The following is a 24,319-nucleotide window of genomic DNA, read 5'->3' on the forward strand; positions in this document are numbered from 1 at the left end:
TTTAAAACAACTACAGCCACACAAAGACAACCGGAGAAGAGCGCATTGAACACTTTTGAACAGTGCACAGTGAACAACTGAACAGTCACAGCGTTGACATTGAACAGCCTTTGGCGACACTGCACAGACCCGGCAAAGACCGTGGCCCATAACAACAAGAACCCGCGCGAGAACCCTGTCATGGCTGACGCTGTCACTGCCCTGCCTCACGAGACCATCATCCAGGACTCCTGGACCCGCTGCCGTGACTACGGCCTGACCCACCAGAGCACACCGATCTTCAACCAGCCAGAGCGCGGCGAAGTCAGCGCCCTGCTGGAAAGCCAGCACGCCCTGGTGCATACCACCCACAAGGAAGTGCTGCCCTACTACGGCACCATCCTGGCCAACTCTAATTGCCTGATCATGCTGGCCGACCACCAAGGCCAGGTGCTGCAGTCCTGGGGCGACCAACGCTTTATCGAACCCAGTCGCGCCGCAGGTTTTGTCGCCGGAGCCACCTGGCTGGAGCGTTACACCGGCACCAATGCCATCGGCACCGCCCTGAGCTGCGCCCAGGCGGTACATATTCAGCACGATGAGCACTTTCTCAAGGCCAATCGCTTTATGACCGGCTCGGCCTCGCCGATTTTTGACGAGCAGCGGCAGATGATCGCGGTGTTGGATGTGTCGAGCGACAGCTACCTGCCGCCCTCGCACACCCTGGGCATGGTCAAGATGATGAGTCAGTCGGTGGAAAACCGCCTGATTCTCAACCTGTTCCAGCAGCGCTACTTCCAGCTGAGTTTCAACACCAGCCTGGACAATCTCAGCAGCCCTTGGGCTGGGCTGCTGATTTTTGATGAGCAAGGCCAGGTGGTTTCCGCCAATCGCCGTGCCGACAGCTTGTTGGGTGTAGGCCTGGCCCAAGTGAATATCGAAAGCCTGTTCGACGTGCCGCTGCAGCAACTGCTCAACCAGCCCGAGGCGCTGCCGTTCAACCTGCGCGCCAGCGGACGCTTTCGCTTCCACGCGCAGATCAGACGTCCGCAGCAACCTTCACCCATTCAGGCTCGCGACTTTCGTCCAACCCAACAGCCGCCTGCCAGCGCCACTCGCAACCCGTTCACCCTGGCGTCACTCAACCTCGGCGACCCACGGGTCGACAAAGCCGTGCGTCAGGCCGAACGGCTGCTGGAAAAGAACATCCCGATTCTGGTGCATGGCGAAACCGGCGTCGGCAAGGAGGTCTTCGTCAAAGCCCTGCATCACGCCAGCTCACGCGCCAGCCAGGCGTTTATCGCGGTCAACTGCGCGGCCATTCCCGCCGAATTGGTGGAGTCCGAACTGTTCGGCTATGAAAAAGGCGCGTTTACCGGCGCCAATCAGAAAGGCAGCATCGGCCTGATTCGCAAGGCTGACAAAGGCACGCTGTTTCTCGACGAAGTCGGCGATATGCCACTGCGGGTGCAGGCCCGCCTACTGCGGGTATTGCAGGAGCGCTGCGTGCAACCGCTGGGCAGCAGCGAGCTGTATCCGGTGGATATCCGCCTGATTTCCGCCACCAACCGCCCGCTGCGCCAGGATGTGGCAAGCGGGCTCTTTCGCCAGGACCTCTACTACCGCATCAGCGGCCTCAACCTGGAGCTGCCGCCGCTGCGCGAACGCACCGACAAGGCCGCCATGGTCCAGCGCATCTGGGATTACCACCGCGAACCACAACAATGGGCGGGGCTAAGCCATGAGGTACTGAGACTGTTCGAACGTCACCCCTGGCCTGGCAACCTGCGTCAGCTAAGCAGCGTCTTGCAGATCGCTCTGGCCATGGCCGAGGACCAGCAGATTCGCCCAGAACACCTGCCGGATGATTTCTTTGCCGATTTGCAACCAGCAGCAGCGCAGACAGCCGCCACCCAACCTTCCCCGCAACCACTGGCCAGCACCAGTGCGGATGATCTGGCCACCCAGTACCAGGCCTGCGGCGGCAATATCTCGCACCTGGCGCGCAGCCTCGGGGTTAGCCGCAACACGCTGTACAAACGGCTACGGGAGGCCGGCCTGACAGCACGCTAAAACTCGCGGCAACACCGGTAAGCCTTGGCCTGAGCCAACCTTATTAATCAACCACGGATCTATACGGCACAAACAGGGTCGAAACCGCTAAGTCGCCAATCCACTGCAACCGCTGCCGTATAGACTCCGCGCCCCGCTCTCTATCCTGTGTCTTCAGCATGCCAATCCTTTCCCCTCGCGAGCCAAAGCCAAATGCGTTACCCCGCAACTCCAACAAACGCTTTCCCTCGAATCACGCAATTGGCCTACGCCCTAGTCAGCATGCTGTTATTGAGCGCCTGCAGCAGCCTTGCGCCGCCCCAACCCAACCCCGAGATTGAGCCGATACGCTTTCTCCTGAGTTTCGATGACGGCCCTAGTGCCAGCGCCCGCGATAACCCAACCGAACAGATCCTCGACAGCCTGGCAGACAACCCGATCCAACCCGGAATCAAGGCACTGTTTTTTGTCCAGACCCGCGCCGCCTGGGCCGGCGGCAGCGTACAGGGCCAGGCGCTGCTACAGCGTCAGCACAGTGAGGGCCATCTGCTCGGTTTTCACACCGCCACCCCAGGCCATGCCAACCACCGTTTTCTCACCCCGGCCGCTCTGGATCAGTCACTGACCGACGGCGTAGCCGACCTGACCGCCATCAGCGGCGCCCCGCCGCGCCTGGTGCGGCCACCCTTCTGGAACTACGACGAACGCACGTTCGCTGCCTACCAGGCGCACGGCCTGCGTTTACTGCTGACCGATCTTAGCGCCCACGATGGCAAGACCTGGGGTATCAATGGCAGCCTGCGCCGGCGCAGTAATCTGCGTGACCAGCTGGCGCGGGCCGCGCAGCAAATCAGCGTCGGCGCCTTGCCAGTAGTCGATGGGGTAATACCCGTGGTAGTGACCTTCCATGACCTCAACCCCTACACCGCGCGGCATATGCAGGAATACCTGCAGATTCTTCTGGATGTAGCCGAGGATGTGGGGCTGGCCACCGATAAACAGCCGTTCTATGGCCAGCGCGACGCACTGCAACGTGCAGCCCTCAGACGTGCCCTCGGCGATTCACAGCAATACGCCCGCCTGCCAGGACTGTGGAACTGGTTGTGGAACTAAGCCCTATGGCCTAACGGTTACACGTTACAGCTATAGGTCTGTTCACAATCGCAGGCGCATAAGTCAAACAAGGCCAAGGCAGGCGATCACCGCGTTAGCCCTTACACAACGCGTCCTTGAGTCGCATCAGGTACTCCGGGCTTTGCGATAACGAGTTATGTCCCACCGCCGGAATAACTCTGAGCGCAGCCACACCCTGGGTGAAATGGCTGAAAAGCGCATCGGTGCTGGCGCGTGGGATGACCTGATCCTGCTCCGCCGCGATCAACAGCGTTGGCATACGAATCTGTTGGGCGTACTTCCAGGACTCGAATTTATCCTTAAGCAGCCACTGCACGGGGATATACGGGAAACGGCTCTGCGCCAGTTCCTGGATGCTGTTGTAAGGCGTAATCAGAATCAAACGGGCTACCGGCCGCTGGCTGGCAAGTCGCACCGCCACGCCCGAGCCTAAACTGCGCCCCACCACCACAGTGCAGGGGTGCTGGGCATAAACTTGGTCAAACAAGGCGAGCGCATCGGTTTGAATAGCCTCTTCTGCGGGCGAGCCGCTGCTACCGCCGTAGCCTCGGTAATGCAGCAGATAAAGCGCATGGTCGCTAAAGGCCTGGGAAAATTCGGGCAGATTGAGGGAGACATCCTCGCCGTTGCCGCCGAAATAGATCAGAGCATTGCGCCCCTTGAGTGGCCGGGTGGAAACCAGCACCTCGGCATCCTCGATGGGCAGCTTGAGCAGCGTGCTGGGATTATCGATAGCACGGGGCTGCGGGAAGTAGATAAGCGAACGCTGGAACACCAGCAAAGCAACGCAGATAAGCATATACACGGCCGCCGCCCAGAGCAGCAACGCAAGCAAGGTTCGCGATAGACGACTGATGTGCATAAGTCTTCCTTCTGTCTCTAGAACCGCAAATAAACAAGCCGCTCGAAAGCGGCCTGTTTAATCCAACGCCTGCCTTAATCAACCAAACGCCAGGTTGTAGCGCCCTTGCTATCCTCAAGCACCACACCCATGGCGCTGAGCTGGTCGCGAATACGGTCGGACTCGCCCCAGTTCTTCTCGGCACGGGCCTGAAGGCGCGCGGCGATCAAGGCTTCAACCTCAGCAGCATCGACCTTGCCCGCAGCACCGGCTTGCAGGAAAGCTTCCGCCTCCAGCTGCAGCACACCCAACACCCCAGCCAGTTCCTTTAAGCGCGCTGCCAGACCAGCGGCGGCTTGCAGATCGCTGTCGCGCAGACGGTTGATCTCACGGACCAGCTCGAACAATACGGCGCAGGCTTCCGGCGAGTTGAAGTCGTCATCCATGGCTGCAGCAAAGCGCTCGATAAAGGCTTCGCCACCCGCAGGCGCAGCAGCGGGCAGACCCTTGAGCGCATTGTAGAAACGCTCAAGCGCGCCTTTGGCTTCGCGCAGGCTGTCTTCGGAGTAGTTGATCGGGCTGCGGTAGTGGCTGGATACGAGCAAGTAGCGCACCACTTCCGGGGGATACTTCTCCAGCACTTCACGAATGGTGAAGAAGTTGCCCAGGGATTTGGACATCTTCTCGCCGTCCACGCGCACCGCACCGGCGTGCATCCAGGCATTGGCGTAGAGCTTGCCGGTGGCTGCCTCGCTCTGGGCGATCTCGTTTTCGTGGTGCGGGAACACCAGGTCCGGGCCACCGCCATGGATATCGAAAGTCTCGCCCAGGCAGCAGGTCGACATTACCGAGCATTCGATATGCCAGCCCGGGCGACCCGCGCCCCAAGGTGACTCCCAGCTCGGCTCGCCGGGTTTGACGCCCTTCCACAGCACGAAATCCAGCGGGTCCTGTTTGGCTTCATCCACCTCGATGCGCGCGCCAATCTTCAGATCTTCGATCTTCTTGCGCGACAGCTTGCCATAACCGACGAATTTGCCGACGCGGTAATACACGTCGCCATTGCCCGGTGCATAGGCAAAGCCCTTGTCGATCAGGGTCTGGATCATTGCGTGCATGCCGGCGATATGGCCGGTGGCACGCGGCTCCTGATCCGGACGCAGCACATTGAGCCGCGCTTCGTCTTCGTGCATGGCCGCGATCATACGCTCGACCAATGCTTCGAACGGCTCGCCGTTGTCATTGGCACGCTTGATGATCTTGTCGTCGATGTCGGTGATATTGCGCACGTAGGTCACGTCATAGCCGCGATGGCGCAGCCAGCGAGTCACCACATCAAACGCCACCATCACCCGCGCATGACCGATATGACAGAAGTCGTAAACCGTCATGCCGCACACATACATGCGCACCTGGTTACCTACCAGCGGTTTAAAGACATCTTTGCTTTTGGTCAGCGTGTTGTAGATCGAGAGCATTGCAGTTCCTTGGAAACCACGGGCCGGCGTACCGGCCCGGTTTTATTCAGAGCGCCTGGGCCTTAGGCCCAGGAGTCACGCAGCGTCACTGTGCGATTGAAGACTGGCGCACCCGGCTTGCTGTCCTTCATGTCGGCGCAGAAGTAGCCTTCGCGCTCAAACTGGAAGCGTTCTTCAGGCAGCGCTTCGGCCAGCGATGGCTCGGCGCGACAACCGGTGAGCACCACCAACGAGTCCGGGTTGATGTTGTCGAGGAAGCTGCCGCCCTCTTCGTCCTTCTCCGGGTTGGCGGAGCGGAACAGGCGGTCGTACAGGCGCACTTCGCACTCGACGCTTTCAGCCGCCGGTACCCAGTGGATCACGCCCTTGACCTTGCGGCCTTCAGGATTCTTGCCCAGGGTGTTTTCGTCGTAGCTGCAGCGCAGTTCAACGATATTGCCGTCGGCATCCTTGATCGCCTCGTCGGCGCGGATCACGTAGCTGCCGCGCAGACGCGCTTCGCCACCAGGAATCAGGCGTTTGAAGCCGTCCGGCGGGGTTTCTTCGAAGTCGCCAGCGTCGATATAAATCTCGCGGCTGAACGGCAACACGCGTACGCCCATATCTTGCTTGGGATGGCGCGGCAGTTCGAGGTTCTCAACCTGGCCTTCAGGATAATTGGTGATAACCACTTTCAGCGGCTTGAGCACGCACATCGCGCGTCCTGCGTTGGCATCCAGGTCATCACGGATGGCGAACTCGAGCATGCCCACATCAACCACACCACCGGCGCGGTTGACGCCGATCATGTCGCAGAAGGTGCGGATCGAAGCCGGGGTGTAACCACGGCGGCGGAAGCCCGACAGGGTCGACATACGCGGGTCGTCCCAACCATTGACGTGCTTCTCGTCAACCAGTTGCTTGAGCTTGCGCTTGCTGGTGATGGTGTAGTTCAGGTTAAGGCGGGCGAATTCGTACTGACGCGGCTGCGCCGGCACTGGCAGCTGGGCCAGGAACCACTCGTACAGCGGGCGGTGGTCTTCGAACTCCAGGGTGCAGATCGAATGGGTAATGCCTTCGATGGCGTCCGACTGACCGTGGGTAAAGTCATAGCTTGGGTAAATGCACCACGTGTCGCCCGTCTGGTGGTGATGGGCGTGGCGGATGCGGTACAGAATTGGGTCGCGCAGGTTGATGTTCGGCGAAGTCATATCGATCTTCGCGCGCAGCGAACGGGCGCCATCGGCAAACTCGCCGGCTTTCATGCGGGCGAATAGGTCGAGGTTCTCCTCGACGCTGCGCTCACGGAACGGGCTGTTCTTGCCCGGCTCGGTGAGGTTGCCGCGATAAGCGCGCATTTCTTCAGCGTTCAGGTCGCAGACAAAGGCCTTGCCAGCCTTGATCAACTCAATGGCCCAGGCATGCAGCTGGTCAAAATAGTTGGAGGCGTAACGCTCCTCGCCGGCCCACTGAAAGCCCAGCCACTGCACGTCGCTTTTGATCGCGTCGATATATTCCTGGTCTTCCTTGGCCGGGTTGGTGTCGTCAAAGCGCAGGTTGCACTCGCCACCCAGCTCCTGGGCCAAGCCGAAGTTCAGACAGATCGACTTGGCGTGACCAATATGCAGGTAGCCATTGGGCTCCGGCGGAAAACGGGTGATGACCTTGGCGTGCTTGCCACTGTCCAGATCGGCCTGGACGATGGGGCGCAGAAAGTTGGCGGCTTTTTCGACGGTAGGCTTGCTCATGGTGTCCTTGGCGAGTGTGCGGGGCGCGATTCAGAGCCTGTTCATAGTTGCGCGAGCTAGAGCCATGCAAGGCAAAAACAGGCGAGGAAGCGGAGTGTACGAGTTGTACATGAGCATTCCGAGCCTGTTTTTAACGCAGCAGGGCCGACGCGCAGCAGACTTTGAGCAGGCTCTCAGGGTAGGCCGGCTTATACAAAGCGCTTATCATAGCCGAAGCTGTCAACCCCCTGACAGGCCCAAGAATCGCTGCAATGCCCTTTGCTGGAAATTCAGCGGCTCACGGTTTTATCGACAGAGCGACCACCTACATGATCAAGCTGCACACCAACCACGGCGTTATCACCCTCAACCTGTTCGAAGACAAAGCCCCGGAAACCGTGGCCAACTTCAAGCAGTACGTCAAAGAAGGCCATTACGACAACACGGTTTTCCACCGCGTAATCAGTAACTTTATGATCCAGGGCGGCGGTTTCGAGCCGGGCATGAAGCAGAAAACCACCCGTGCCACCATCAAAAACGAAGCCAACAACGGCGTCGCCAACAAGATCGGCACCGTGGCCATGGCCCGTACCATGGAGCCGCATTCGGCCTCCGCGCAGTTCTTTATCAACGTGGGCGACAACAGCTTTCTCAACCACAGCGCGCCGACCGTACAAGGTTGGGGCTATGCGGTGTTCGGCGAAGTGGTTGAAGGCATGGACGTGGTCAACGCCATCAAGGCCGTAGCCACCACCAGCAAATCCGGTCACCAGGATGTACCGGTTGATGACGTGATCATCGAGCGTGCCGAGATCGTCGAATAGATTAGATGAGTATCTTACTGATCTCAGATTTGCATTTAGAACAGGAGCGCCCGGACATCAGTCGGGCGTTTCTGCACTTTCTCGAAACCCGCGCAACCCAGGCCCAGGCGCTGTATATCCTGGGCGACTTCTTCGAAGTGTGGATCGGCGACGACGCCATCAGCCCTTTTCAACGCTCGATTGCCCAGGCCCTGCGCCAACTCAGAGAGCGCGGCACGCGCATCTACCTGATGCACGGCAATCGCGACTTCTTGATCGGCAAAGCCTTTTGCCGCGAAGCCGGCTGCACCCTGCTGCCCGACCCATGCGTGATTGAACTGAATGGCGAGCGTGTGCTGCTGATGCACGGCGACAGCCTGTGTACTCAAGACATCGGCTATATGAAGCTGCGCCGCTGGCTGCGCCACCCGATTTCGATGTTTATCCTGCGCAACCTGCCGCTTAGCACCCGGCAAAAACTGGCGCGCAAGCTGCGCAACGAAAGCCGCACGCAAACGCGGATGAAAGCCAGCGAGATTGTCGACGTCACCCCAGACGAAGTGCTGCGCATCATGGCCGAGCACAGTGTGCGTACGCTGATTCACGGCCATACCCATCGCCCCGCCACCCATCAGTTGCAAGTCAACGGCCAGGCCGCGCAACGCATCGTGCTCGGTGACTGGGACAAACAGGGCTGGGCACTGCAAGCAGACCGCCAAGGCTTGCAGCAAAGCGCTTTCGATCTGGCTTAGGCCTCTGTGAGCCTGCGTTAAGGCAGGCACATATTAGGTCTTAGAGCGGCGGCACACCGCTGTGAAATCGAAATTCGGTATCCGGCGACTCGATCAGTTCGCGCTCCGCTGCCCTCACCCGCTCGATGGCCTGGTTTACGTCGCGTTCATCGCCGTACTGATAAGCCAGCTTCAGGTAGTTCTGAAAATGCCGCGCCTCGCTTTTCAGCAAGCCGAAGTAGAACTTGCCCAATTCTTCATCCAGATGCGGCACCAATGCCTCGAAGCGCTCGCAACTGCGCGCCTCGATAAACGCGCCGACCACCAGGGTATCCACCAGCTTGTGCGGCTCGTGGGTGCGCACCACTTTGCGCAAGCCCGAGGCGTAGCGCGCCGCCGACACGGGGCGCAGGCCGATCTTGCGGCGTTTCATGATGCGCAGTACCTGCTCATGGTGCACCAGCTCCTCACGGGCCAGACGCGACATGGCGTTGAGCAGGTCGACATAGGTGCTGTACTTGGCCATCAGGCTCAACGCTGTGCTAGCGGCTTTGAATTCGCAGTTCTTATGGTCAATCAACAAAGTCTGCTGGTCAGCCAGGGCGGCGGTGATCCAGGCATCCGGCGTGCGGCAGCCGAGAAACTCGTGAATCTCAGGCAGGTTCATCGGTGCACACTCAACATCCGGCTATGCCGGGGCTGGAGAATGGCGCAACGCAGCAAACGATCGATTTCGGCTAACAGATACATAAATTCACAAAAAGGGGCGGGCTTGAGGGGGCAGCTACAAGGCCGCCATTATACGAATGAGCGCACGAACAGCTACTCGATTGACGCCGATCAAGCACTAAGACAGTGGCAGCGATCTATAGTGATAAACAGTACAACTGACTGCACATGGAGATGATCATGCAAGCTATTCGCAGCATCCTGGTGGTAATGGAGCCTAATCGCACGGAAGACCTGGCCCTGAAACGCGCCAAACTGATTGCCGGTGTCACCCAATCGCACCTGCACTTGCTGGTATGCGACAAGAAAAGTGATCACACCGGCTACCTGCGCGACCTTACCGGCTTGCTCAACAGCGAAGGGTTCAGCACCTCTAGCCAGCAGGCCTGGGATGAAAACCAGCACCAGACCATCATCAACGTGCAACAGGCCGAAGGTTGCGGCCTGGTGATTAAGCAGCACTTCCCCGAGAATCCGCTGAAAAAAGCCCTGCTCACCCCCGCTGACTGGAAGCTGTTGCGCTACTGCCCGGCACCGGTGCTGCTGGTGAAAACCGAAAAACCCTGGGCGGGGACTGCTATCCTGGCAGCCGTGGATGTGGGTAATACCGACAGCGAACACCGCACCCTGCACACCAGCATCATCAGCCATGGCTTTGATATTGCCGCCCTGGCCAAGGCCGAGCTGCATGTGATCAGCGCCCACCCGGCGCCCATGCTTTCGGCTGCCGACCCGACCTTTCAGCTCAAGGAAACCATCGAGGCGCGCTACCGCGAGCAATGCAAGGCGTTCCAGGCCGAATACGAAATCAGTGATGAGCGCCTGCATATCGCCGAAGGGCCAGCCGATGTATTGATCCCGCAGGCCGCACATCGGCTCAACGCTGGCGTGACGGTGATTGGCACCGTGGCGCGCACCGGCATTTCCGGCGCACTGATCGGCAATACCGCCGAGGTGATTCTCGACTCTCTGGAAAGCGACATCCTGGTGCTCAAGCCAGATGACATCATCGGCCACCTGGAAGAGCTGGTCGCCCAGCGCTGACCCTTCTACCACGCAACAAAAAGCCGCCTGTTTATAGGCGGCTTTTTCATTTGGACGATAAGTTCAGACGCGTATCTCAAGCCCTTCGAGCAGAAAGCGAGGCGCGATATAGCGCTCGTAGTGCGCTTCGGACAGCAAGAAGAACTCGCGATCAATCGCATCACGCACTTGCGGCAAGTCCCAGTCGCGAAACTCTGGCAGCAGCACCATGCCATAGGCGTCCAACTGACTGATTACCCGCGCGCCACGAGCAATTAGTTGATAAGCCCAGCAATACGGCGATTGCTGCGGCACAAAGCGAATCTTGCGCTGCTCCAGCTGCATCCGCAGGCGATTGGCATCGAAAACTTCCAGTTTGGCCGCCATCACCTGCACCAACAGCACCTCCAGGCGCAGCCACACGGCGCGCTTTTCCGCGTCGTTATAGCCGTTCCAGTTGATCACCTCATGGTGGAAGCGCTTGCAGCCACGGCAGACCAAATCGCCGTAAACCGTAGAGCACAGGCCGACACAAGGGGTTTTGATGCGTTGGTTAGACATAACGAAAGGCATGGGTACTGGCGGACAGGCTGGCATCTTAGCCCTTTGTCTAAGGCAGATCACCCCTATATAAACAGGGCCTTTGGCTTAACTTTATCAAAGCTTTCCAGTAGAATCGGCCGGCCTTTTAAAGGCAGCAACGTCCGTTGGAAGCTGTTTTCAAAGCGTCACGAGCACAGTCAATCCTGCAGGTTCGATGTTGGTGCCGACCCTTGAGCCCCCCTTCAAGTGTCTGCACCAGCCCTCATCCAAACCGTCCTGCCGGCGTAAAACTTTGAAAACAGCTTCTGCAAGAAAGCAGCACAACCTCGGCTGAGCGGCCCATAAAGCCACGAAGCGCCTGGTTTGTTGTTTTCTGGATCGCGTCCCGGACAACCCTTTGGGACCACTGATGAGGGTAATAACTGTGCTTGAAGCCTATCGCAAACATGTAGCAGAGCGTGCCGCTCAGGGTATCGTGCCCCAGCCGCTGAACGCCGAACAAACCGCAGGCCTGATCGAGCTGCTGAAAAACCCGCCAGCCGGCGAAGAAGCCTTTCTTCTCGACCTGATCACCAACCGCGTACCGCCAGGCGTCGACGAAGCCGCCTACGTTAAGGCCGGTTTTCTCTCTGCCCTTGCCAAAAGCGAAGCCACTTCCCCACTGATCAACAAGCAGCACGCCGTTGAGCTTCTGGGCACCATGCAAGGCGGTTACAACATCGCCACTCTGGTTGAACTGCTCGACGACAGCGAACTGGCTGGCGTGACTGCCGAGCAACTGAAGCACACCCTGCTGATGTTCGACGCCTTCCACGATGTCGCGCAAAAAGCCAAGAACGGCAACGTTCACGCTAAAGGCGTGCTGCAATCCTGGGCTGACGGCGAGTGGTTCAAGAACCGCCCGACCCTGGCCGACAAGATCAGCCTGCGCGTATTTAAGGTCACCGGCGAAACCAACACCGACGACCTGTCCCCGGCTCCAGATGCCTGGTCGCGCCCGGATATCCCGCTGCACGCCCTGGCCATGCTGAAAATGGCCCGCGACGGCATCGTGCCGGACGAGCAAGGCGTCACCGGCCCGATGAAGCAGATCGAAACCATGCGCGGCCAAGGCTTCCCGATTGCCTACGTCGGTGACGTAGTCGGTACCGGCTCCTCGCGCAAATCAGCCACCAACTCGGTGCTGTGGTTCTTCGGCGACGACATCCCTAACGTGCCGAACAAGCGCGCTGGCGGCTTCTGCTTCGGCAGCAAGATTGCTCCGATCTTCTACAACACCATGGAAGATGCCGGCGCTCTGCCAATCGAATTCGACGTGTCCAACATGCACATGGGCGATGTGATCGACCTGTACCCGCATGCTGGCAAAGTCTGCAAGCACGGCACCGACGAAGTACTGACCACCTTCGAAATGAAGACCCCGGTACTGCTCGACGAAGTCCGCGCTGGTGGCCGTATTCCGTTGATTATCGGTCGCGGTCTGACCGAGAAAGCGCGCGCCGAACTGGGCCTGGGCCCAACCGACCTGTTCAAGCTGCCTGAGCCACCCGCTGCCAGCACCAAGGGTTTCACCCTGGCGCAGAAGATGGTCGGCAAGGCCTGCGGCCTCCCAGAAGGTAAAGGCGTACGTCCTGGCACCTACTGCGAACCGAAGATGACCACCGTCGGCTCCCAGGACACCACTGGCCCGATGACCCGCGACGAGCTGAAAGACCTGGCTTGCCTGGGCTTCTCCGCTGACTTGGTGATGCAGTCGTTCTGCCACACCGCGGCTTATCCGAAGCCAATCGACGTCACCACCCACCACACCCTGCCGGATTTCATCCGCACCCGTGGCGGCGTATCCCTGCGTCCTGGCGACGGCATCATCCACAGCTGGCTGAACCGCATGCTGCTGCCGGATACCGTCGGCACCGGTGGTGACTCGCACACCCGCTTCCCTATCGGCATCTCCTTCCCGGCCGGTTCCGGCCTGGTTGCCTTCGCCGCTGCCACCGGCGTTATGCCGCTGGACATGCCGGAGTCGGTACTGGTGCGCTTCAAGGGCAAACTGCAACCGGGCATCACCCTGCGTGACCTGGTGCATGCCATCCCTTACGTGGCCATCCAGAAAGGCCTGCTGACCGTCGAGAAGAAAGGCAAGAAGAACATCTTCTCCGGCCGCATCCTCGAGATCGAAGGTCTGGACGAGCTGACCGTTGAACAGGCGTTCGAGCTGTCCGACGCCTCGGCCGAGCGTTCCGCTGCGGGTTGCACCATCAAACTGCCGGAAAAGGCCATCGCCGAATACCTGCGTTCGAACATCACCCTACTGCGCTGGATGATCAGCGAAGGCTACGGCGATGCGCGCACCATGGAACGTCGCGCACAAGCGATGGAAGCCTGGCTGGCCGATCCGAAGCTGATGGAGGCCGACAAGGACGCCGAGTACGCCGAAATCATCGAAATCGACCTGGCCGAGATCAACGAGCCGGTTCTCTGCGCACCGAACGACCCGGACGATGCGCGTCTGCTGTCCAGCGTTCAGGGCGAGAAGATCGATGAAGTGTTTATCGGTTCGTGCATGACCAACATCGGCCACTTCCGCGCTGCCGGTAAGTTGCTGGAAAAAGTCGAAGGCACCCTGCCGACGCGTCTGTGGCTGTCGCCGCCGACCAAGATGGACCAGCATCAGCTGACCGAAGAAGGCTACTACGGCATCTACGGCAGAGCTGGCGCGCGCATGGAAATGCCGGGCTGCTCGCTGTGCATGGGTAACCAGGCACGCGTTGAGGCGAACTCCACCGTGGTGTCGACCTCCACCCGTAACTTCCCCAACCGTCTGGGCGATGGTGCCAACGTCTACCTGGCCTCGGCCGAGTTGGCTGCGGTGGCCGCTATCACCGGCAAACTGCCGACGGTTGAGGAATACATGGTCTACGCGAAGAAAATCGACACCATGGCAGCGGACGTTTACCGCTACCTGAGCTTCGACCAGATCGCCGAGTTCCGTGAAGCTGCTGCAAACGCCCAGATCCCTGCTGTTCAGGTCTAAGCGTTACCCGCAACAAGAAAGCCCCGCCTCGTGCGGGGCTTTTTCTTTGGTGCGCCAGTTATGAGTCGTCCCGAACAGCTATACGGCGCATGAAACGCGGTAATACGTAGGGTGGGTTAGGCTCGAGCCGGGATCAAACAAACACTATCAACTCTCAACGCGCCGTAACCCACCATTGCGGTTTACCGACAAACCGCAATGGTGGGTTACGCAGCGCTCGAATTGCGTGACGCTCCCACAACCGCCTCCTGCGCCGCTAACCCATATATGGACTCCTCCCGTTTTGCCAGTGAAATACACATCCAACGAACCTAGGTACGACTGCTTCCGTATATCCGGCTTCTGATAAGGCGTTGGGTGCCTTGAGCCATGATGAATATCCGCTCATGTGTTCCTGATCGCCCTAGGAGCCTGTCGGACTTTCTGACTCTTCCTTGCGCTGAAAGTATTCGCGACAATCAAGGCCCTGCAATCGAGAGCCCCGCTGATGAGCCGTTTTGTCCTTGCTGACCGAGACACTGCGTATTTACTACCGCCTTCGGTGAACGAGTGGTTGCCGGCGGATCACTTGGCGCGGTTCGTGGTCGAGGTCATCGAGCAACTCGATTTGAGCGAGCTGACTGGGCAGTATGCGGGGCGGGGTTCAGCTGCCCACCATCCGGCCGTACTCCTGGGGCTGCTGATATACGGCTACGCCAATGGCGTGCACTCCAGCCGCAAGATCGAACGCGCGACCTATGACTCGGTAGCGTTCCGTTATCTGGCGGCCAACACCCACCCCGATCACGACACCTTGGCCACGTTCCGTCGACGTTTCCGGCAGCAGGTTGAATCGCTGTTCGTCCAGGTGCTGATGCTGGCGCGCGAGATGAAGCTGCTCAAGCTCGGTCATATCGCCCTCGACGGCACCAAGATCGAGGCCAACGCCAGTAAGCACAAGGCCTTGTCCTGGGCGCACGCCAACAAGATCGAGGCGCAGTTACGCCAGGAGGTCCAGCAGTTGCTGGCGCTGGCCGAGAACAGCGACTGCGCCGCCGTACCCGATGGCATGGATGTGCCGGCGGAGATTGCCCGGCGCGAAGATCGGCTCAGCGCGATAGCCCAGGCCAAAGCGAAGATCGAGCAACGTGCAGCTGAGCGACACGCCATTGAGCAACAGCAATTCGAGACCAAGACGGCCAAGCGTGAGGCCCAGCGCAAGGCTGGAAAGAAACCACGCGGCAAGGATCCAGAACCGCCCGCAGCGGGCCCCAAAGACAGCGATCAAGTCAATCTGACCGATGAAGAGTCACGCATCATGCCCGTCTCCGGTGGCGGCTTCGAGCAGAGCTATAACGCTCAAGCCGGGGTCGACACCGAGACGATGCTGGTGGTCACACAGCATGTAACCCAGGCCTGCAACGACAAGCGCGAAGTGGTTCCCACGCTACAGCGCATAGCCACCTTGCCCGCCGAATTAGGCGAGGTGAAAAGCCTGATTGCGGACAGCGGCTTCTTCAGCCAGGCCAACGTGAGCGCCTGCCACGAAGCCAAGGTCGAACCGCTTCTGGCGCTCAAACGCGAGTCGCACCACACCCCGGTACTGGAGCGCTTTGCCACCGACTCGCCGCTACCACAGACGAGTAACCCAGTCGAACAGATGGCTCACCGACTGAGCACGCAAGAAGGTCGAGCGCTGTACAGGCTACGCAAACAGACGGTCGAACCGGTGTTTGGCATCATCAAGCGAGTGATGGGCTGGCGGCAGATGAGCATGCGCGGCCTGGCCAACGCCCAGGGCGAATGGAGCCTGGTGACCATGGCCTGGAACATCAAGCGTTTGCATGTGCTACGCGCGATGTAACGCGGCCGAAAAGTACGCCCACCCGCGTCCAGGCAGCTGCTCAGGTGCACGAACGGACCGCCTGGGTTCGCGATAGTCAACTCGGATGCTTAGAAAGAACGACCCCGAGCAATCAAAGACCTAAACCCGCGCTGTCATTCCTTTTCGGGTTAAGTCCGACAGGCTCCTAGCGGCCTTGGTTTACAGAGGGCCTGTGGGTAAAGCAGGTTTTACACATGCCGGCTCGACCGGTTCGTCATCACTGCATGTCACTGTGCAATCGTGGTGGATCTTCTACGGTGTCACTTCATTCCTGCTTGGGTACTTCAGGTTTACGCCTCAGCAGGTTGATAGTCTTCCCCTTGCTGAGGATCGCCCAGATGATCCGGGCATTCTTGTTCGCCAAGGCGACCGTGGCGATATTTGTGTTGCGTCGACACTGCAACTGCTGCAGCCAGGTGCTGCGTCGATCCGTCTTTTCCTTACAGGTCTTCAGCACCGCACGAGCGCCATGGACCAATAACGTGCGCAGGTAACAGTCACCCTTTTTGCTGATGTGCCCCAGACGTTCTTTGCCGCCACTTGAATGCTGGCTCGGCACTAATCCCAGCCAGGCCGCGAACTGTCTGCCCGAACTGAACTGCCGTGCATCACCCACTGCAGACACCACGGCAGTCGCGCTGATCGGGCCAACGCCCTCCACCTGCAGCAAACGCTGGACACGCTCATCCGTCTTAACCTGACGGTGAAGCATGCCGTCCAGCTGTTTGATTCGCTCATCCTGTCCCTGCAGCTCATCACGCAAGAGCTCCAGCATTTCGTGCAGCTCGCCCGGTAATGTCTGGTGTTCGTCCAGCGCCTGCTGCAGCAACGCGCGGGTGGCCGCTATTCCCTGGCGACTCGCAACCAAACCGAACTCGCCAAGCAAGCCACGTATCTCGTTAACCAACGCTGTACGCGCCCTGATTAACCGGCTTCTGATCCGGTGCACCGACTGCCCAGCTTGCTGGTCGGCACTCTTCACCGCGACATAACGCATCGTGGGTCGGCTGGCAGCCTCGCAAATCGCCTCCGCGTCGTTGGCGTCGTTCTTACCACTCTTGACGTAGGGTTTGACGAACTGCGGCGCAATCAACCGCACTTCATGCCCCAACTTGCCTAGCTCGCGCGCCCAGTAATGCGAACTACCACAGGCCTCCATCGCCACCAGGCACGGCTCTTGTTGGCGGAAGAAATCCAGCATCTGTGAACGCTTGAGCTGCTTACGGCACTTCACCTGCTCGTGGCTATCGACGCCATGAACTTGAAAAACCTGTTTTGCCAAATCGATGCCGATTCGCTTAAGTTTCATGGTGACTCCTCCCTTCGTGGCTGTTTGGTTGTGACAACCTCAGTCTGGCGCATAGACGCCGTAGGAGGGAGGAGTCCATCTCATTGCCCTACAAAATCGGCATGCAATTCATAATTGGGACATAGCTTTTTCTTTCCGCTGCAGCCGCCCGCAGACAGATGGCATATGCCTTGCTTTGGCTTAAGCCATCAGGCCTTTCCAACGGCGGAAACGGCTGAAATAGACAATGGTGTCGTTCTGATCGCAGGCTGAAGGCCGCGCTTGGTACGGCACCTTTTTGTGTGGGCACAGGAAACGCACCATGAATGAGCACGACATCAGCCGCAGTGACACACCGGAAAAACCGGTACTGAATATCGGCTTTATGGCCCTCACAGACGCCGCATCGGTCATCGTGGCCGCCACCCAGGGCTTCGCAGAGAAGCATGGGCTGACGCTTAACCTGCAGCGCCAAGCCTCCTGGGCCACCCTGCGCGACAAGCTGCTGAGCGGCGAACTGGACGCAGCCCATAGCCTCTACGGCTTGATTTACGGCGTGCAACTCGGCCTTGGCGGTGCACCAACAACCGATATGGCGGTGCTGATGGGCCTCAATCAGAATGGTCAGAGCATCAACCTGTCGCCCGCTTTGCAAGCTGCAGGCGTGAGCACTGGCAGCGCACTGGCGCAACGCGCGCACCAGCCTGGCGCAAAACTGTCCTTCGCCCAGACTTTCCCCACCGGCACCCACGCCATGTGGCTGAATTACTGGCTAGCCAGCCAGGGCATTCATCCGCTGAGCGATGTCGACAGTGTTGTCGTGCCGCCGCCGCAGATGCTCGCCCACCTCAAGGCCCGTCGCATCGACGGTTTTTGCGTGGGCGAGCCCTGGAGCGCCCAGGCAGTGGATGAACAGATGGGCTGCACCCTGACCACCAGCCAGGCGATCTGGCCCGATCACCCGGAGAAAGTCCTGGGTTGCACTCGCGAGTTTGCCGAACAGCACCCCAACAGCGCCCGCGCGCTGATCATGGCGGCGCTGGAAGCCAGCCGATTTATCGATGAAAGCGAGGAAAACCAGCGCAGCACCGCGCAACTGCTCAGCGGCAGTGAGTATGTCGATGCGCCACTGTCGGCCATCCAGCCGCGCTTTCTCGGCCAGTACCAGGACGGCCTTGGCCACGCTTGGCAGGATGCTCACCCGCTGCGTTTTCACGCAGACGGCGCGGTCAACCAGCCCTACCTGTCCGACGGCATGTGGTTTATGACTCAGTTCCGCCGCTGGGGCCTGCTGCGCGAAGACCCAGACTACCTAGCTATTGCCCGCCAGGTTCAACAACTCGACCTCTACCGCCAGGCTGCCGAAGCACTCGGCATTGAGGTACCAGGCGATATGCGCAGCAGCCAGTTGCTCGACGGCCAAATCTGGGATGGCAGCGACCCGGCCGGTTACGCGCGCAGTTTTGCCCTGCACGCCCTGGCCGATGCATCCATCGGCGCCCAACAGGAGAGTCGCTAACATGCTGCGCATCCTGCTGATCAATGACACGGCAAAGAAAGTCGGCCGTCTGAAAACCGCCCTGACCGAGGCCGGCTTTGAGGTTATCGACGAATCCGGATTGACCATCGACCTGCCGGAGCGCGTCGAGGCCGTACGCCCTGACGTGATATTGATCGACACCGAATCGCCCAGCCGCGATGTGATGGAACAGGTGGTGCTGGTTAGTCGCGATCAGCCAAGGCCGATTGTCATGTTCACCGACGAGCACGACCCCGGCGTAATGCGCCAAGCGATTCAGAGCGGCGTCAGCGCCTATATCGTCGAGGGCATCCACGCCCAGCGTCTGCAACCGATTCTCGACGTGGCCATGGCCCGCTTCGAGAGCGACCAGGCGCTGCGCGCGCAGCTGCAGGCCCGCGATGCCCAGCTGGCCGAACGTAAACGCATCGAACTGGCCAAGGGCCTGCTGATGAAAATGAAAAGCTGCGACGAGGAACAGGCCTACACCCTGATGCGCCGCCAGGCCATGAGCCGTCAGCAGAAGCTCGCGCAGGTGGCCGAGCAGATCATCGCCATGCACGACATGCTCGGCGGATAACCACCGCTCCTGTTGCCGGATGCAATCCGGGGATTGCGCCCCCCGGATTGCATCCGGGCTACGACCTACCCGCCTACAGCTGTACTGGCGAGTTTCACGGAAACTGCTCTAGACAGTATCGCTGCGCGCCGCTTATCTTCGCCGCCTGGCCAGCGCACTGGCCAACGTCGCTCGGACGGTTCCGGGCGCTTACGTATCCGAGGAAAGCATGGCTGACCAAGCTTCGCGCCGCTTTGCGCGCATCGATCGACTCCCCCCTACGTTTTCAATATCACCGCCGAACTGAAGATGGCCGCGCGTCGCCGTGGCGAAGACATCATCGACTTCAGCATGGGCAACCCCGATGGCCCCACGCCGCCGCATATCGTCGAAAAGCTGGTGCAGGTCGCCCAGCGTGAAGACACCCACGGCTATTCCACCTCGCGCGGCATTCCGCGCCTGCGCCGCGCCATCTCGCGCTGGTACAAGGACCGCTACGAAGTCGAGATCGATCCTGAAAGCGAAGCCATCGTCACCATCGGCTCCAAGGAAGGCCTGGCGCACCTGATGCTGGCCACCCTGGACCATGGCGACACGGTGCTGGTGCCCAACCCCAGCTACCCGATCCACATCTATGGCGCGGTAATCGCCGGCGCCCAGGTGCGTTCGGTGCCGCTGATTCCCGGCGTGGACTTCTTCGCCGAACTGGAGCGGGCAATTCGCGAGTCGATCCCCAAGCCGAAGATGATGATCTTGGGTTTTCCCTCCAACCCCACCGCGCAGTGCGTGGAGCTGGACTTCTTCGAGCGCGTGGTGGCCCTGGCCAAGCAATATGATGTGCTGGTGATTCACGACCTGGCCTACGCCGATATCGTCTACGACGGCTGGAAAGCCCCGTCGATCATGCAGGTACCGGGCGCCAAGGACATTGCCGTGGAGTTCTTTACCCTGTCCAAGAGCTACAACATGGCCGGTTGGCGCATCGGCTTTATGGTCGGCAATAAGGAGCTGGTCAGCGCCTTGGCGCGGATCAAGAGCTACCACGACTACGGCACCTTCACTCCGCTGCAGGTGGCGGCGATTGCAGCACTGGAAGGTGATCAGCAATGCGTTCGTGATATCGCCGAGCAATACCGCCAGCGCCGCAACCTGCTGGTCAAAGGCCTGCACGAGCTGGGCTGGATGGTCGAGAACCCGAAAGCCTCGATGTATGTCTGGGCGAAGATTCCCGAGCAGTACGCCCAGCTCGGCTCGCTGGAATTCGCCAAGAAGCTGCTGCTGGAGGCCAAGGTCTGCGTGTCACCGGGCATCGGTTTCGGCGATTACGGCGATGACCATGTACGCTTTGCCCTGATCGAGAACCAGGACCGCATCCGTCAAGCGATTCGCGGGATCAAAACAATGTTCCGTGCCGATGGCCTGTTACCCGGCAAAAAGGCCAAAGCCGACGAGTAAACGAACAGAGGGCACCTTAGGGTGCCCTCTTTGGTTTCAGCCGGAGTAATCCAGCACCGTCCAAACCTTGCTTAGACCACTGGTAATTACGCAGCCGCTCTGCCCCAGTTGATTATTGCTGTGCAGCGACATCAGGTTGGTCATACCATCCGCTGCATCCGAGCGTTCGCTCAGCCACTGCACACGGCCGCAATTGGCCGTTTCGATCACATAACTGGCCGCTACTGCAGAATCCTTGCTGGGCAGTTTGATCACATCCACCACCGTGCCCTGCTCTTCCACGCGTTTGCCGTCGGCTACCAGCACGGCCCAGGCCTGGCCGTTCTCGATCACCAGATAGGTGCCATTGGCCCTGGGTTGATCAAGCTGCGGTTGCGCACAACCAGCCAAAAGACCCAACAGTACAATTGTCATCAGCATCTGTTGCATTGTTAGTGACTCCTCTGCAGTGCCTGTGGCCATTGGCTTTGCGGGCAGATGGCGCGAGTGATCGAGTAGGTGCCGGTTAAGGCCTTGGGCTTACTATTATCGAATACTGTTTATTTGTACAGTATTTTTCGATTACCCTTGGTCATGCCATCCAGCCAACCATGCCGCCCGGCAGATCGGGCTCATACAAGGCGTTATCAGGAGTACCCAGATGCTCGACGTACTGCAGCTGAAACACAGCATCAACCGCATGTCCCTGGAGAAAGTCCGGGCTACCGTCAATGAATTGCAGCTTGAAGGCATCGTTACCGAGGGCAAGACGCCGTTTTCCCGGGTGCACTTCAACACCTGTTTTGCCGAGATCGAAGCCTTGTTGCAGCGTGCCGGCTATCACCGTCAGCTGGATGTAGTCGGCTATCAAGGCCTGGCCTATGCCATGTTCGACCCCTCGCGCTGGGAGGCGGTGGAGGTACTGCGCTGGCTCAGGGAGTTTGTCGAGGAAGCCCAGGGCAAAACGCTCTCGCGCTAAGGCTGTGGGCCACGATCAAGCCCAGTGCTCGCCCGGCACCAAGGCGAAGCAAAAGCGCTTGTCAGCGCCTTGGCCATGCACAGCATTGGCTCAATAAGCCTGCTGAAAGCGCTGCTGGGCCATGGTATGACGCCCCGCTACGGCCAAAAAAATATGTGTTAGCCAACATTCAATACCGCGCTTAACCCTATGATTTATAGCGTTTAAGCCTGCCAACCTAAGGCTCGTTCGAGCCGTTTTCAACGCGCCCCGACCGCTGTTAGCCACTGTTCTCCAGCAAAGCTGGCAAGCCCCTTGCAGTTGTCCTCACAAGATTCCTGCGCAGCCCACCAACGGCGGTGAGCCGCGGATCACGGACAACGGCGTCCGTCAGGTCCCCTTTTTGAGGTGGCCTGGCGTACGCCGTTTTTTGTTTCAGCCGTTTTATCGGCCAGAAAGGACAGACCTATGACTGATCGTGATTCGAAGCACCCCAGCCTGCACAGCCGCCGTAACTTCCTGAAAACCTCAATTGCCGTCGCCGGCACTGTCGGCGGTGTCGCCGCCCTTGGCCTTAGCGCGCCCGCCTCGCTGCGTAGCGTGGCCTGGGCCGCCGGTTCCGATGCGCCAGAAAAGGCTGCGCTAAAAGTTGGCTTTATCCCACTCACCGACTGCGCATCGGTAGTGGTCGCCGCTACTCAAGGTTTTGGCGAGAAATACGGCCTGACCATCACCCCGAGCAAGGAAGCCTCCTGGGCCGGTGTGCGCGACAAGTTGAATACCGGTGAGCTGGATGCCGCCCACGTGTTGTACGGCATGATGTACGGCGCACAACTGGGTATCGCCGGGCCGCAAAAGGACATGGCGGTACTGATGGGCCTGAACCAGAACGGCCAGGCCATCACCCTTTCCAAGCAGCTCAAAGAGGCCGGTGTCAACAACGGTGCGCAACTGGCCGAGCATGTGAAAAAAGGCGGTAACCCGCTGACCTTCGCTCAGACCTTCCCCACCGGCACCCATGCCATGTGGTTGTATTACTGGCTGGCGAGCGTGGGCATCAACCCGATGAGCGATGTGAAAACCATCGTCGTGCCGCCACCGCAAATGGTCGCCAATATGCGCGTTGGCAATATGGACGGCTTCTGCGTCGGCGAGCCCTGGGGCGCGCGGGCGATTGCCGACAAAATCGGTTTCACCGCCGTGACCAGCCAGCAGATCTGGCCGGATCACCCGGAAAAGGTCCTCGGCACCACCCGCGCCTTTATCGAGCAATACCCCAACGCGGCCCGTGCGCTGATCATGGCCGTGCTGGAGGCCAGCCAGTTTATTGAGGCCAGCGAGGAAAACCGCAAGAGCACGGCCAAATTGATATCCGGCAAGGCCTACGTCAATGCGCCGGTCAAGGTGATCGAGCCGCGCTTCCTCAGCCACTACGAGGACGGCCTGGGCAACAGCTGGAAGGACGAACACGCCATGGCCTTCTGCAAAAACGGCACGGTGAACTTCCCGTATCACTCCGACGGCATGTGGTTTATGACCCAGTTCAAGCGCTGGGGCCTGATCAAGCAAGACCCGAACTACGCCGCCGTCGCCGCTGGGGTCAACCAGGTTGCGCTGTACAAGGAAGCCGCCAGTGCGCTGAACATCCCCGTGCCGGCCAGCTCGCTGCGCAGCAGCACGCTGATCGACGGGAACGTGTGGAACGGCTCCGACCCGGCGGCCTATGCCAACTCCTTTGCGATTAAAGCCTGATTGGGAGGTTCGTGATGAACGCACCACTGAAAACCCCATTGCCGTTGTCTGCGCCGATCAGCAAAGCGCCACGCCTGACTCTGCCAGGCGTGGCAGCGCTAAGCAGCCTGCTCAAGGCGGTGGTGCCTCCGCTGCTCGGTATCCTGCTGTTTATCGGCGTGTGGGCACTGATTGCGACCAAGAGTGAGGGCCTGCCTGGCCCGATCAGTACCTGGGCGGCGGCGCTGGAACTGTTTGCCAACCCCTTCTATGACAACGGCCCGAATGACATGGGCATCGGCTGGAACATCCTGCATTCGCTGGGCCGCGTTGGTATCGGCTTTGGTTTGGCGGCGCTGATCGGCATTCCGCTGGGTTTTGCCATCGGCCGCTTTGCCTTCTTGGCCGGCATGCTCTGGCCGATCATCAGCCTGCTGCGCCCGGTTTCGCCGCTGGCCTGGCTGCCCATCGGTCTGCTGGTGTTCGAAGCGGCAGGACCTGCGTCAATCTGGGTGATTTTTATCAGCTCGATCTGGCCGATCATCCTCAACACCGCCGCTGGCGTGGCCAGCGTGCCGCAGGATTACCTGAACGTGGCGCGGGTGCTCAAGCTGTCAGAGTTCAAAGTGCTCACCCGCATCCTGTTTCCCGCCGTACTGCCGCACCTGATGACCGGCATCCGCCTGGCCATTGGCGTGGCCTGGCTGGTAATCGTCGCCGCCGAGATGCTTACCGGTGGTACTGGCCTGGGCTTCTGGGTGTGGGATGAGTGGAACAACCTTAACGTCGAGCACATCCTGATCGCCATCATCATCGTCGGCCTGGTCGGCTTGGCCTTGGAGCAACTGCTGTTGCTGCTGGCCAAACGTTTCGACTACGCCAGTTAAAGCAGGCCAGCTGATTACGCCAGTTT

General features: G+C 59.7%; 19 protein-coding genes and 1 pseudogene. 13 read left to right on the plus strand and 7 right to left on the minus strand.

Annotation, left to right across the window (positions count from 1 at the left end; all coding sequences use genetic code 11):
• Positions 1 to 180: 180 nt before the first annotated feature.
• Together AC0T4W_RS11325 and AC0T4W_RS11330 are read left to right on the plus strand one after the other, a co-directional pair.
• Entirely contained in the window at positions 181 to 2,052 is a 1,872-nt protein-coding gene (locus AC0T4W_RS11325; protein ID WP_476319080.1) for a sigma-54-dependent Fis family transcriptional regulator, read from the plus strand.
• Between the two features lie 261 nt (positions 2,053 to 2,313).
• On the plus strand, positions 2,314 to 3,144 hold the full coding sequence (locus tag AC0T4W_RS11330) for a polysaccharide deacetylase family protein (protein ID WP_476323592.1): 831 nt from the start codon (positions 2,314 to 2,316) through the stop codon (positions 3,142 to 3,144).
• 94 nt (positions 3,145 to 3,238) lie between these two features.
• On the opposite strand, the gene AC0T4W_RS11335 is transcribed toward AC0T4W_RS11330, so the two are convergent.
• The 3 genes from AC0T4W_RS11335 to AC0T4W_RS11345 all read right to left on the minus strand — a co-directional run bounded on the left by AC0T4W_RS11335 (position 3,239) and on the right by AC0T4W_RS11345 (position 7,211).
• Positions 3,239 to 4,027 carry an alpha/beta hydrolase gene (locus AC0T4W_RS11335; RefSeq protein WP_476319082.1) on the minus strand — a complete coding sequence of 263 codons (789 nt, stop codon included), beginning with the start codon at positions 4,025 to 4,027 and terminating at the stop codon, positions 3,239 to 3,241.
• Positions 4,028 to 4,101: 74 nt separating this feature from the next.
• The gene (gene cysS, locus AC0T4W_RS11340; protein ID WP_476319083.1) at positions 4,102 to 5,484 is read right to left on the minus strand and encodes a cysteine--tRNA ligase; all 1,383 of its coding nucleotides are present in this window, start codon (positions 5,482 to 5,484) and stop codon (positions 4,102 to 4,104) included.
• 62 nt (positions 5,485 to 5,546) lie between these two features.
• The gene (locus tag AC0T4W_RS11345; protein WP_476319084.1) at positions 5,547 to 7,211 is read right to left on the minus strand and encodes a glutamine--tRNA ligase/YqeY domain fusion protein; all 1,665 of its coding nucleotides are present in this window, start codon (positions 7,209 to 7,211) and stop codon (positions 5,547 to 5,549) included.
• Between the two features lie 308 nt (positions 7,212 to 7,519).
• Between AC0T4W_RS11345 and AC0T4W_RS11350 the strand changes: the two genes are divergently transcribed.
• The gene (locus AC0T4W_RS11350) at positions 7,520 to 8,014 is read left to right on the plus strand and encodes a peptidylprolyl isomerase (protein ID WP_476323595.1); all 495 of its coding nucleotides are present in this window, start codon (positions 7,520 to 7,522) and stop codon (positions 8,012 to 8,014) included.
• Positions 8,015 to 8,019: 5 nt separating this feature from the next.
• Complete coding sequence (gene lpxH, locus AC0T4W_RS11355) at positions 8,020 to 8,745, plus strand: UDP-2,3-diacylglucosamine diphosphatase (protein ID WP_476319085.1); 726 nt, start codon at positions 8,020 to 8,022, stop codon at positions 8,743 to 8,745.
• A gap of 40 nt (positions 8,746 to 8,785) precedes the next feature.
• On the opposite strand, the gene AC0T4W_RS11360 is transcribed toward lpxH, so the two are convergent.
• Complete coding sequence (locus tag AC0T4W_RS11360; RefSeq protein WP_311091667.1) at positions 8,786 to 9,391, minus strand: MiaE family protein; 606 nt, start codon at positions 9,389 to 9,391, stop codon at positions 8,786 to 8,788.
• Between the two features lie 242 nt (positions 9,392 to 9,633).
• On the opposite strand from AC0T4W_RS11360, the gene AC0T4W_RS11365 reads away from it, so the two are divergent.
• Positions 9,634 to 10,497 (plus strand): universal stress protein, encoded by an 864-nt coding sequence (locus AC0T4W_RS11365; RefSeq protein WP_476319086.1) that lies wholly within the window; start codon positions 9,634 to 9,636, stop codon positions 10,495 to 10,497.
• A gap of 63 nt (positions 10,498 to 10,560) precedes the next feature.
• Here the strand turns inward: AC0T4W_RS11365 and AC0T4W_RS11370 are convergent, their stop codons facing one another.
• Entirely contained in the window at positions 10,561 to 11,037 is a 477-nt protein-coding gene (locus AC0T4W_RS11370) for a DUF1289 domain-containing protein (protein WP_476319087.1), read from the minus strand.
• A 406-nt stretch (positions 11,038 to 11,443) separates the two neighbouring features.
• On the opposite strand from AC0T4W_RS11370, the gene acnB reads away from it, so the two are divergent.
• Complete coding sequence (gene acnB / locus AC0T4W_RS11375; protein ID WP_476323598.1) at positions 11,444 to 14,053, plus strand: bifunctional aconitate hydratase 2/2-methylisocitrate dehydratase; 2,610 nt, start codon at positions 11,444 to 11,446, stop codon at positions 14,051 to 14,053.
• A gap of 487 nt (positions 14,054 to 14,540) precedes the next feature.
• Positions 14,541 to 15,896, plus strand: coding sequence for an IS1182 family transposase (locus AC0T4W_RS11380; protein ID WP_476317714.1), 1,356 nt, complete (start codon positions 14,541 to 14,543; stop codon positions 15,894 to 15,896).
• Between the two features lie 286 nt (positions 15,897 to 16,182).
• Here AC0T4W_RS11380 and AC0T4W_RS11385 read toward each other — a convergent pair whose 3' ends face one another.
• On the minus strand, positions 16,183 to 17,226 hold the full coding sequence (locus AC0T4W_RS11385) for an IS110 family RNA-guided transposase (RefSeq protein ID WP_476319088.1): 1,044 nt from the start codon (positions 17,224 to 17,226) through the stop codon (positions 16,183 to 16,185).
• Positions 17,227 to 17,527: 301 nt separating this feature from the next.
• Between AC0T4W_RS11385 and AC0T4W_RS11390 the strand changes: the two genes are divergently transcribed.
• From AC0T4W_RS11390 to alaC, 3 genes and pseudogenes are all read left to right on the plus strand, one after another.
• Positions 17,528 to 18,724 carry a CmpA/NrtA family ABC transporter substrate-binding protein gene (locus AC0T4W_RS11390; protein WP_476319089.1) on the plus strand — a complete coding sequence of 399 codons (1,197 nt, stop codon included), beginning with the start codon at positions 17,528 to 17,530 and terminating at the stop codon, positions 18,722 to 18,724.
• Between the two features lies 1 nt (position 18,725).
• Positions 18,726 to 19,304: an ANTAR domain-containing response regulator gene (locus AC0T4W_RS11395; protein WP_160014173.1), complete on the plus strand. Its 579-nt coding sequence runs from the start codon at positions 18,726 to 18,728 to the stop codon at positions 19,302 to 19,304.
• A 208-nt stretch (positions 19,305 to 19,512) separates the two neighbouring features.
• A pseudogene (gene alaC, locus AC0T4W_RS11400) lies at positions 19,513 to 20,738 on the plus strand (alanine transaminase).
• 36 nt (positions 20,739 to 20,774) lie between these two features.
• Here alaC and AC0T4W_RS11405 read toward each other — a convergent pair.
• Entirely contained in the window at positions 20,775 to 21,167 is a 393-nt protein-coding gene (locus AC0T4W_RS11405) for a hypothetical protein (RefSeq protein WP_476319090.1), read from the minus strand.
• A gap of 211 nt (positions 21,168 to 21,378) precedes the next feature.
• Here AC0T4W_RS11405 and AC0T4W_RS11410 point away from each other — a divergent pair, with 211 nt between their 5' ends.
• From AC0T4W_RS11410 to ntrB, 3 genes are all read left to right on the plus strand, one after another.
• Positions 21,379 to 21,696, plus strand: coding sequence for a transcriptional regulator (locus AC0T4W_RS11410; protein WP_476319091.1), 318 nt, complete (start codon positions 21,379 to 21,381; stop codon positions 21,694 to 21,696).
• A gap of 447 nt (positions 21,697 to 22,143) precedes the next feature.
• Positions 22,144 to 23,427 (plus strand): CmpA/NrtA family ABC transporter substrate-binding protein, encoded by a 1,284-nt coding sequence (locus AC0T4W_RS11415; protein ID WP_476319092.1) that lies wholly within the window; start codon positions 22,144 to 22,146, stop codon positions 23,425 to 23,427.
• 14 nt (positions 23,428 to 23,441) lie between these two features.
• A complete protein-coding gene (ntrB, locus tag AC0T4W_RS11420) occupies positions 23,442 to 24,293 on the plus strand; it encodes a nitrate ABC transporter permease (RefSeq protein ID WP_476319093.1) in 852 nt (283 codons plus the stop codon).
• Positions 24,294 to 24,319: the final 26 nt, after the last annotated feature.

The sequence above is a fragment of the Pseudomonas sp. C7.1 genome (assembly GCF_056312395.1).

Excerpts from the sequence above, each read along its gene's own strand:
- AC0T4W_RS11330 (WP_476323592.1), top strand. The coding sequence starts at position 2,314 with ATGCTGTTATTGAGCGCCTGCAGCAGCCTTGCGCCGCCCCAACCCAAC.
- AC0T4W_RS11415 (WP_476319092.1), top strand. The coding sequence starts at position 22,144 with ATGACTGATCGTGATTCGAAGCACCCCAGCCTGCACAGCCGCCGTAAC.
- ntrB (WP_476319093.1), top strand. The coding sequence starts at position 23,442 with ATGAACGCACCACTGAAAACCCCATTGCCGTTGTCTGCGCCGATCAGC.
- lpxH (WP_476319085.1), top strand. The coding sequence starts at position 8,020 with ATGAGTATCTTACTGATCTCAGATTTGCATTTAGAACAGGAGCGCCCG.
- AC0T4W_RS11380 (WP_476317714.1), top strand. The coding sequence starts at position 14,541 with ATGAGCCGTTTTGTCCTTGCTGACCGAGACACTGCGTATTTACTACCG.
- AC0T4W_RS11405 (WP_476319090.1), bottom strand. The coding sequence starts at position 21,167 with ATGCAACAGATGCTGATGACAATTGTACTGTTGGGTCTTTTGGCTGGT.
- cysS (WP_476319083.1), bottom strand. The coding sequence starts at position 5,484 with ATGCTCTCGATCTACAACACGCTGACCAAAAGCAAAGATGTCTTTAAA.
- AC0T4W_RS11370 (WP_476319087.1), bottom strand. The coding sequence starts at position 11,037 with ATGTCTAACCAACGCATCAAAACCCCTTGTGTCGGCCTGTGCTCTACG.
- AC0T4W_RS11385 (WP_476319088.1), bottom strand. The coding sequence starts at position 17,226 with ATGAAACTTAAGCGAATCGGCATCGATTTGGCAAAACAGGTTTTTCAA.
- AC0T4W_RS11360 (WP_311091667.1), bottom strand. The coding sequence starts at position 9,391 with ATGAACCTGCCTGAGATTCACGAGTTTCTCGGCTGCCGCACGCCGGAT.
- AC0T4W_RS11390 (WP_476319089.1), top strand. The coding sequence starts at position 17,528 with ATGAATGAGCACGACATCAGCCGCAGTGACACACCGGAAAAACCGGTA.
- AC0T4W_RS11365 (WP_476319086.1), top strand. The coding sequence starts at position 9,634 with ATGCAAGCTATTCGCAGCATCCTGGTGGTAATGGAGCCTAATCGCACG.
- AC0T4W_RS11410 (WP_476319091.1), top strand. The coding sequence starts at position 21,379 with ATGCTCGACGTACTGCAGCTGAAACACAGCATCAACCGCATGTCCCTG.
- AC0T4W_RS11345 (WP_476319084.1), bottom strand. The coding sequence starts at position 7,211 with ATGAGCAAGCCTACCGTCGAAAAAGCCGCCAACTTTCTGCGCCCCATC.
- AC0T4W_RS11350 (WP_476323595.1), top strand. The coding sequence starts at position 7,520 with ATGATCAAGCTGCACACCAACCACGGCGTTATCACCCTCAACCTGTTC.
- AC0T4W_RS11395 (WP_160014173.1), top strand. The coding sequence starts at position 18,726 with ATGCTGCGCATCCTGCTGATCAATGACACGGCAAAGAAAGTCGGCCGT.
- AC0T4W_RS11335 (WP_476319082.1), bottom strand. The coding sequence starts at position 4,027 with ATGCACATCAGTCGTCTATCGCGAACCTTGCTTGCGTTGCTGCTCTGG.
- AC0T4W_RS11325 (WP_476319080.1), top strand. The coding sequence starts at position 181 with ATGGCTGACGCTGTCACTGCCCTGCCTCACGAGACCATCATCCAGGAC.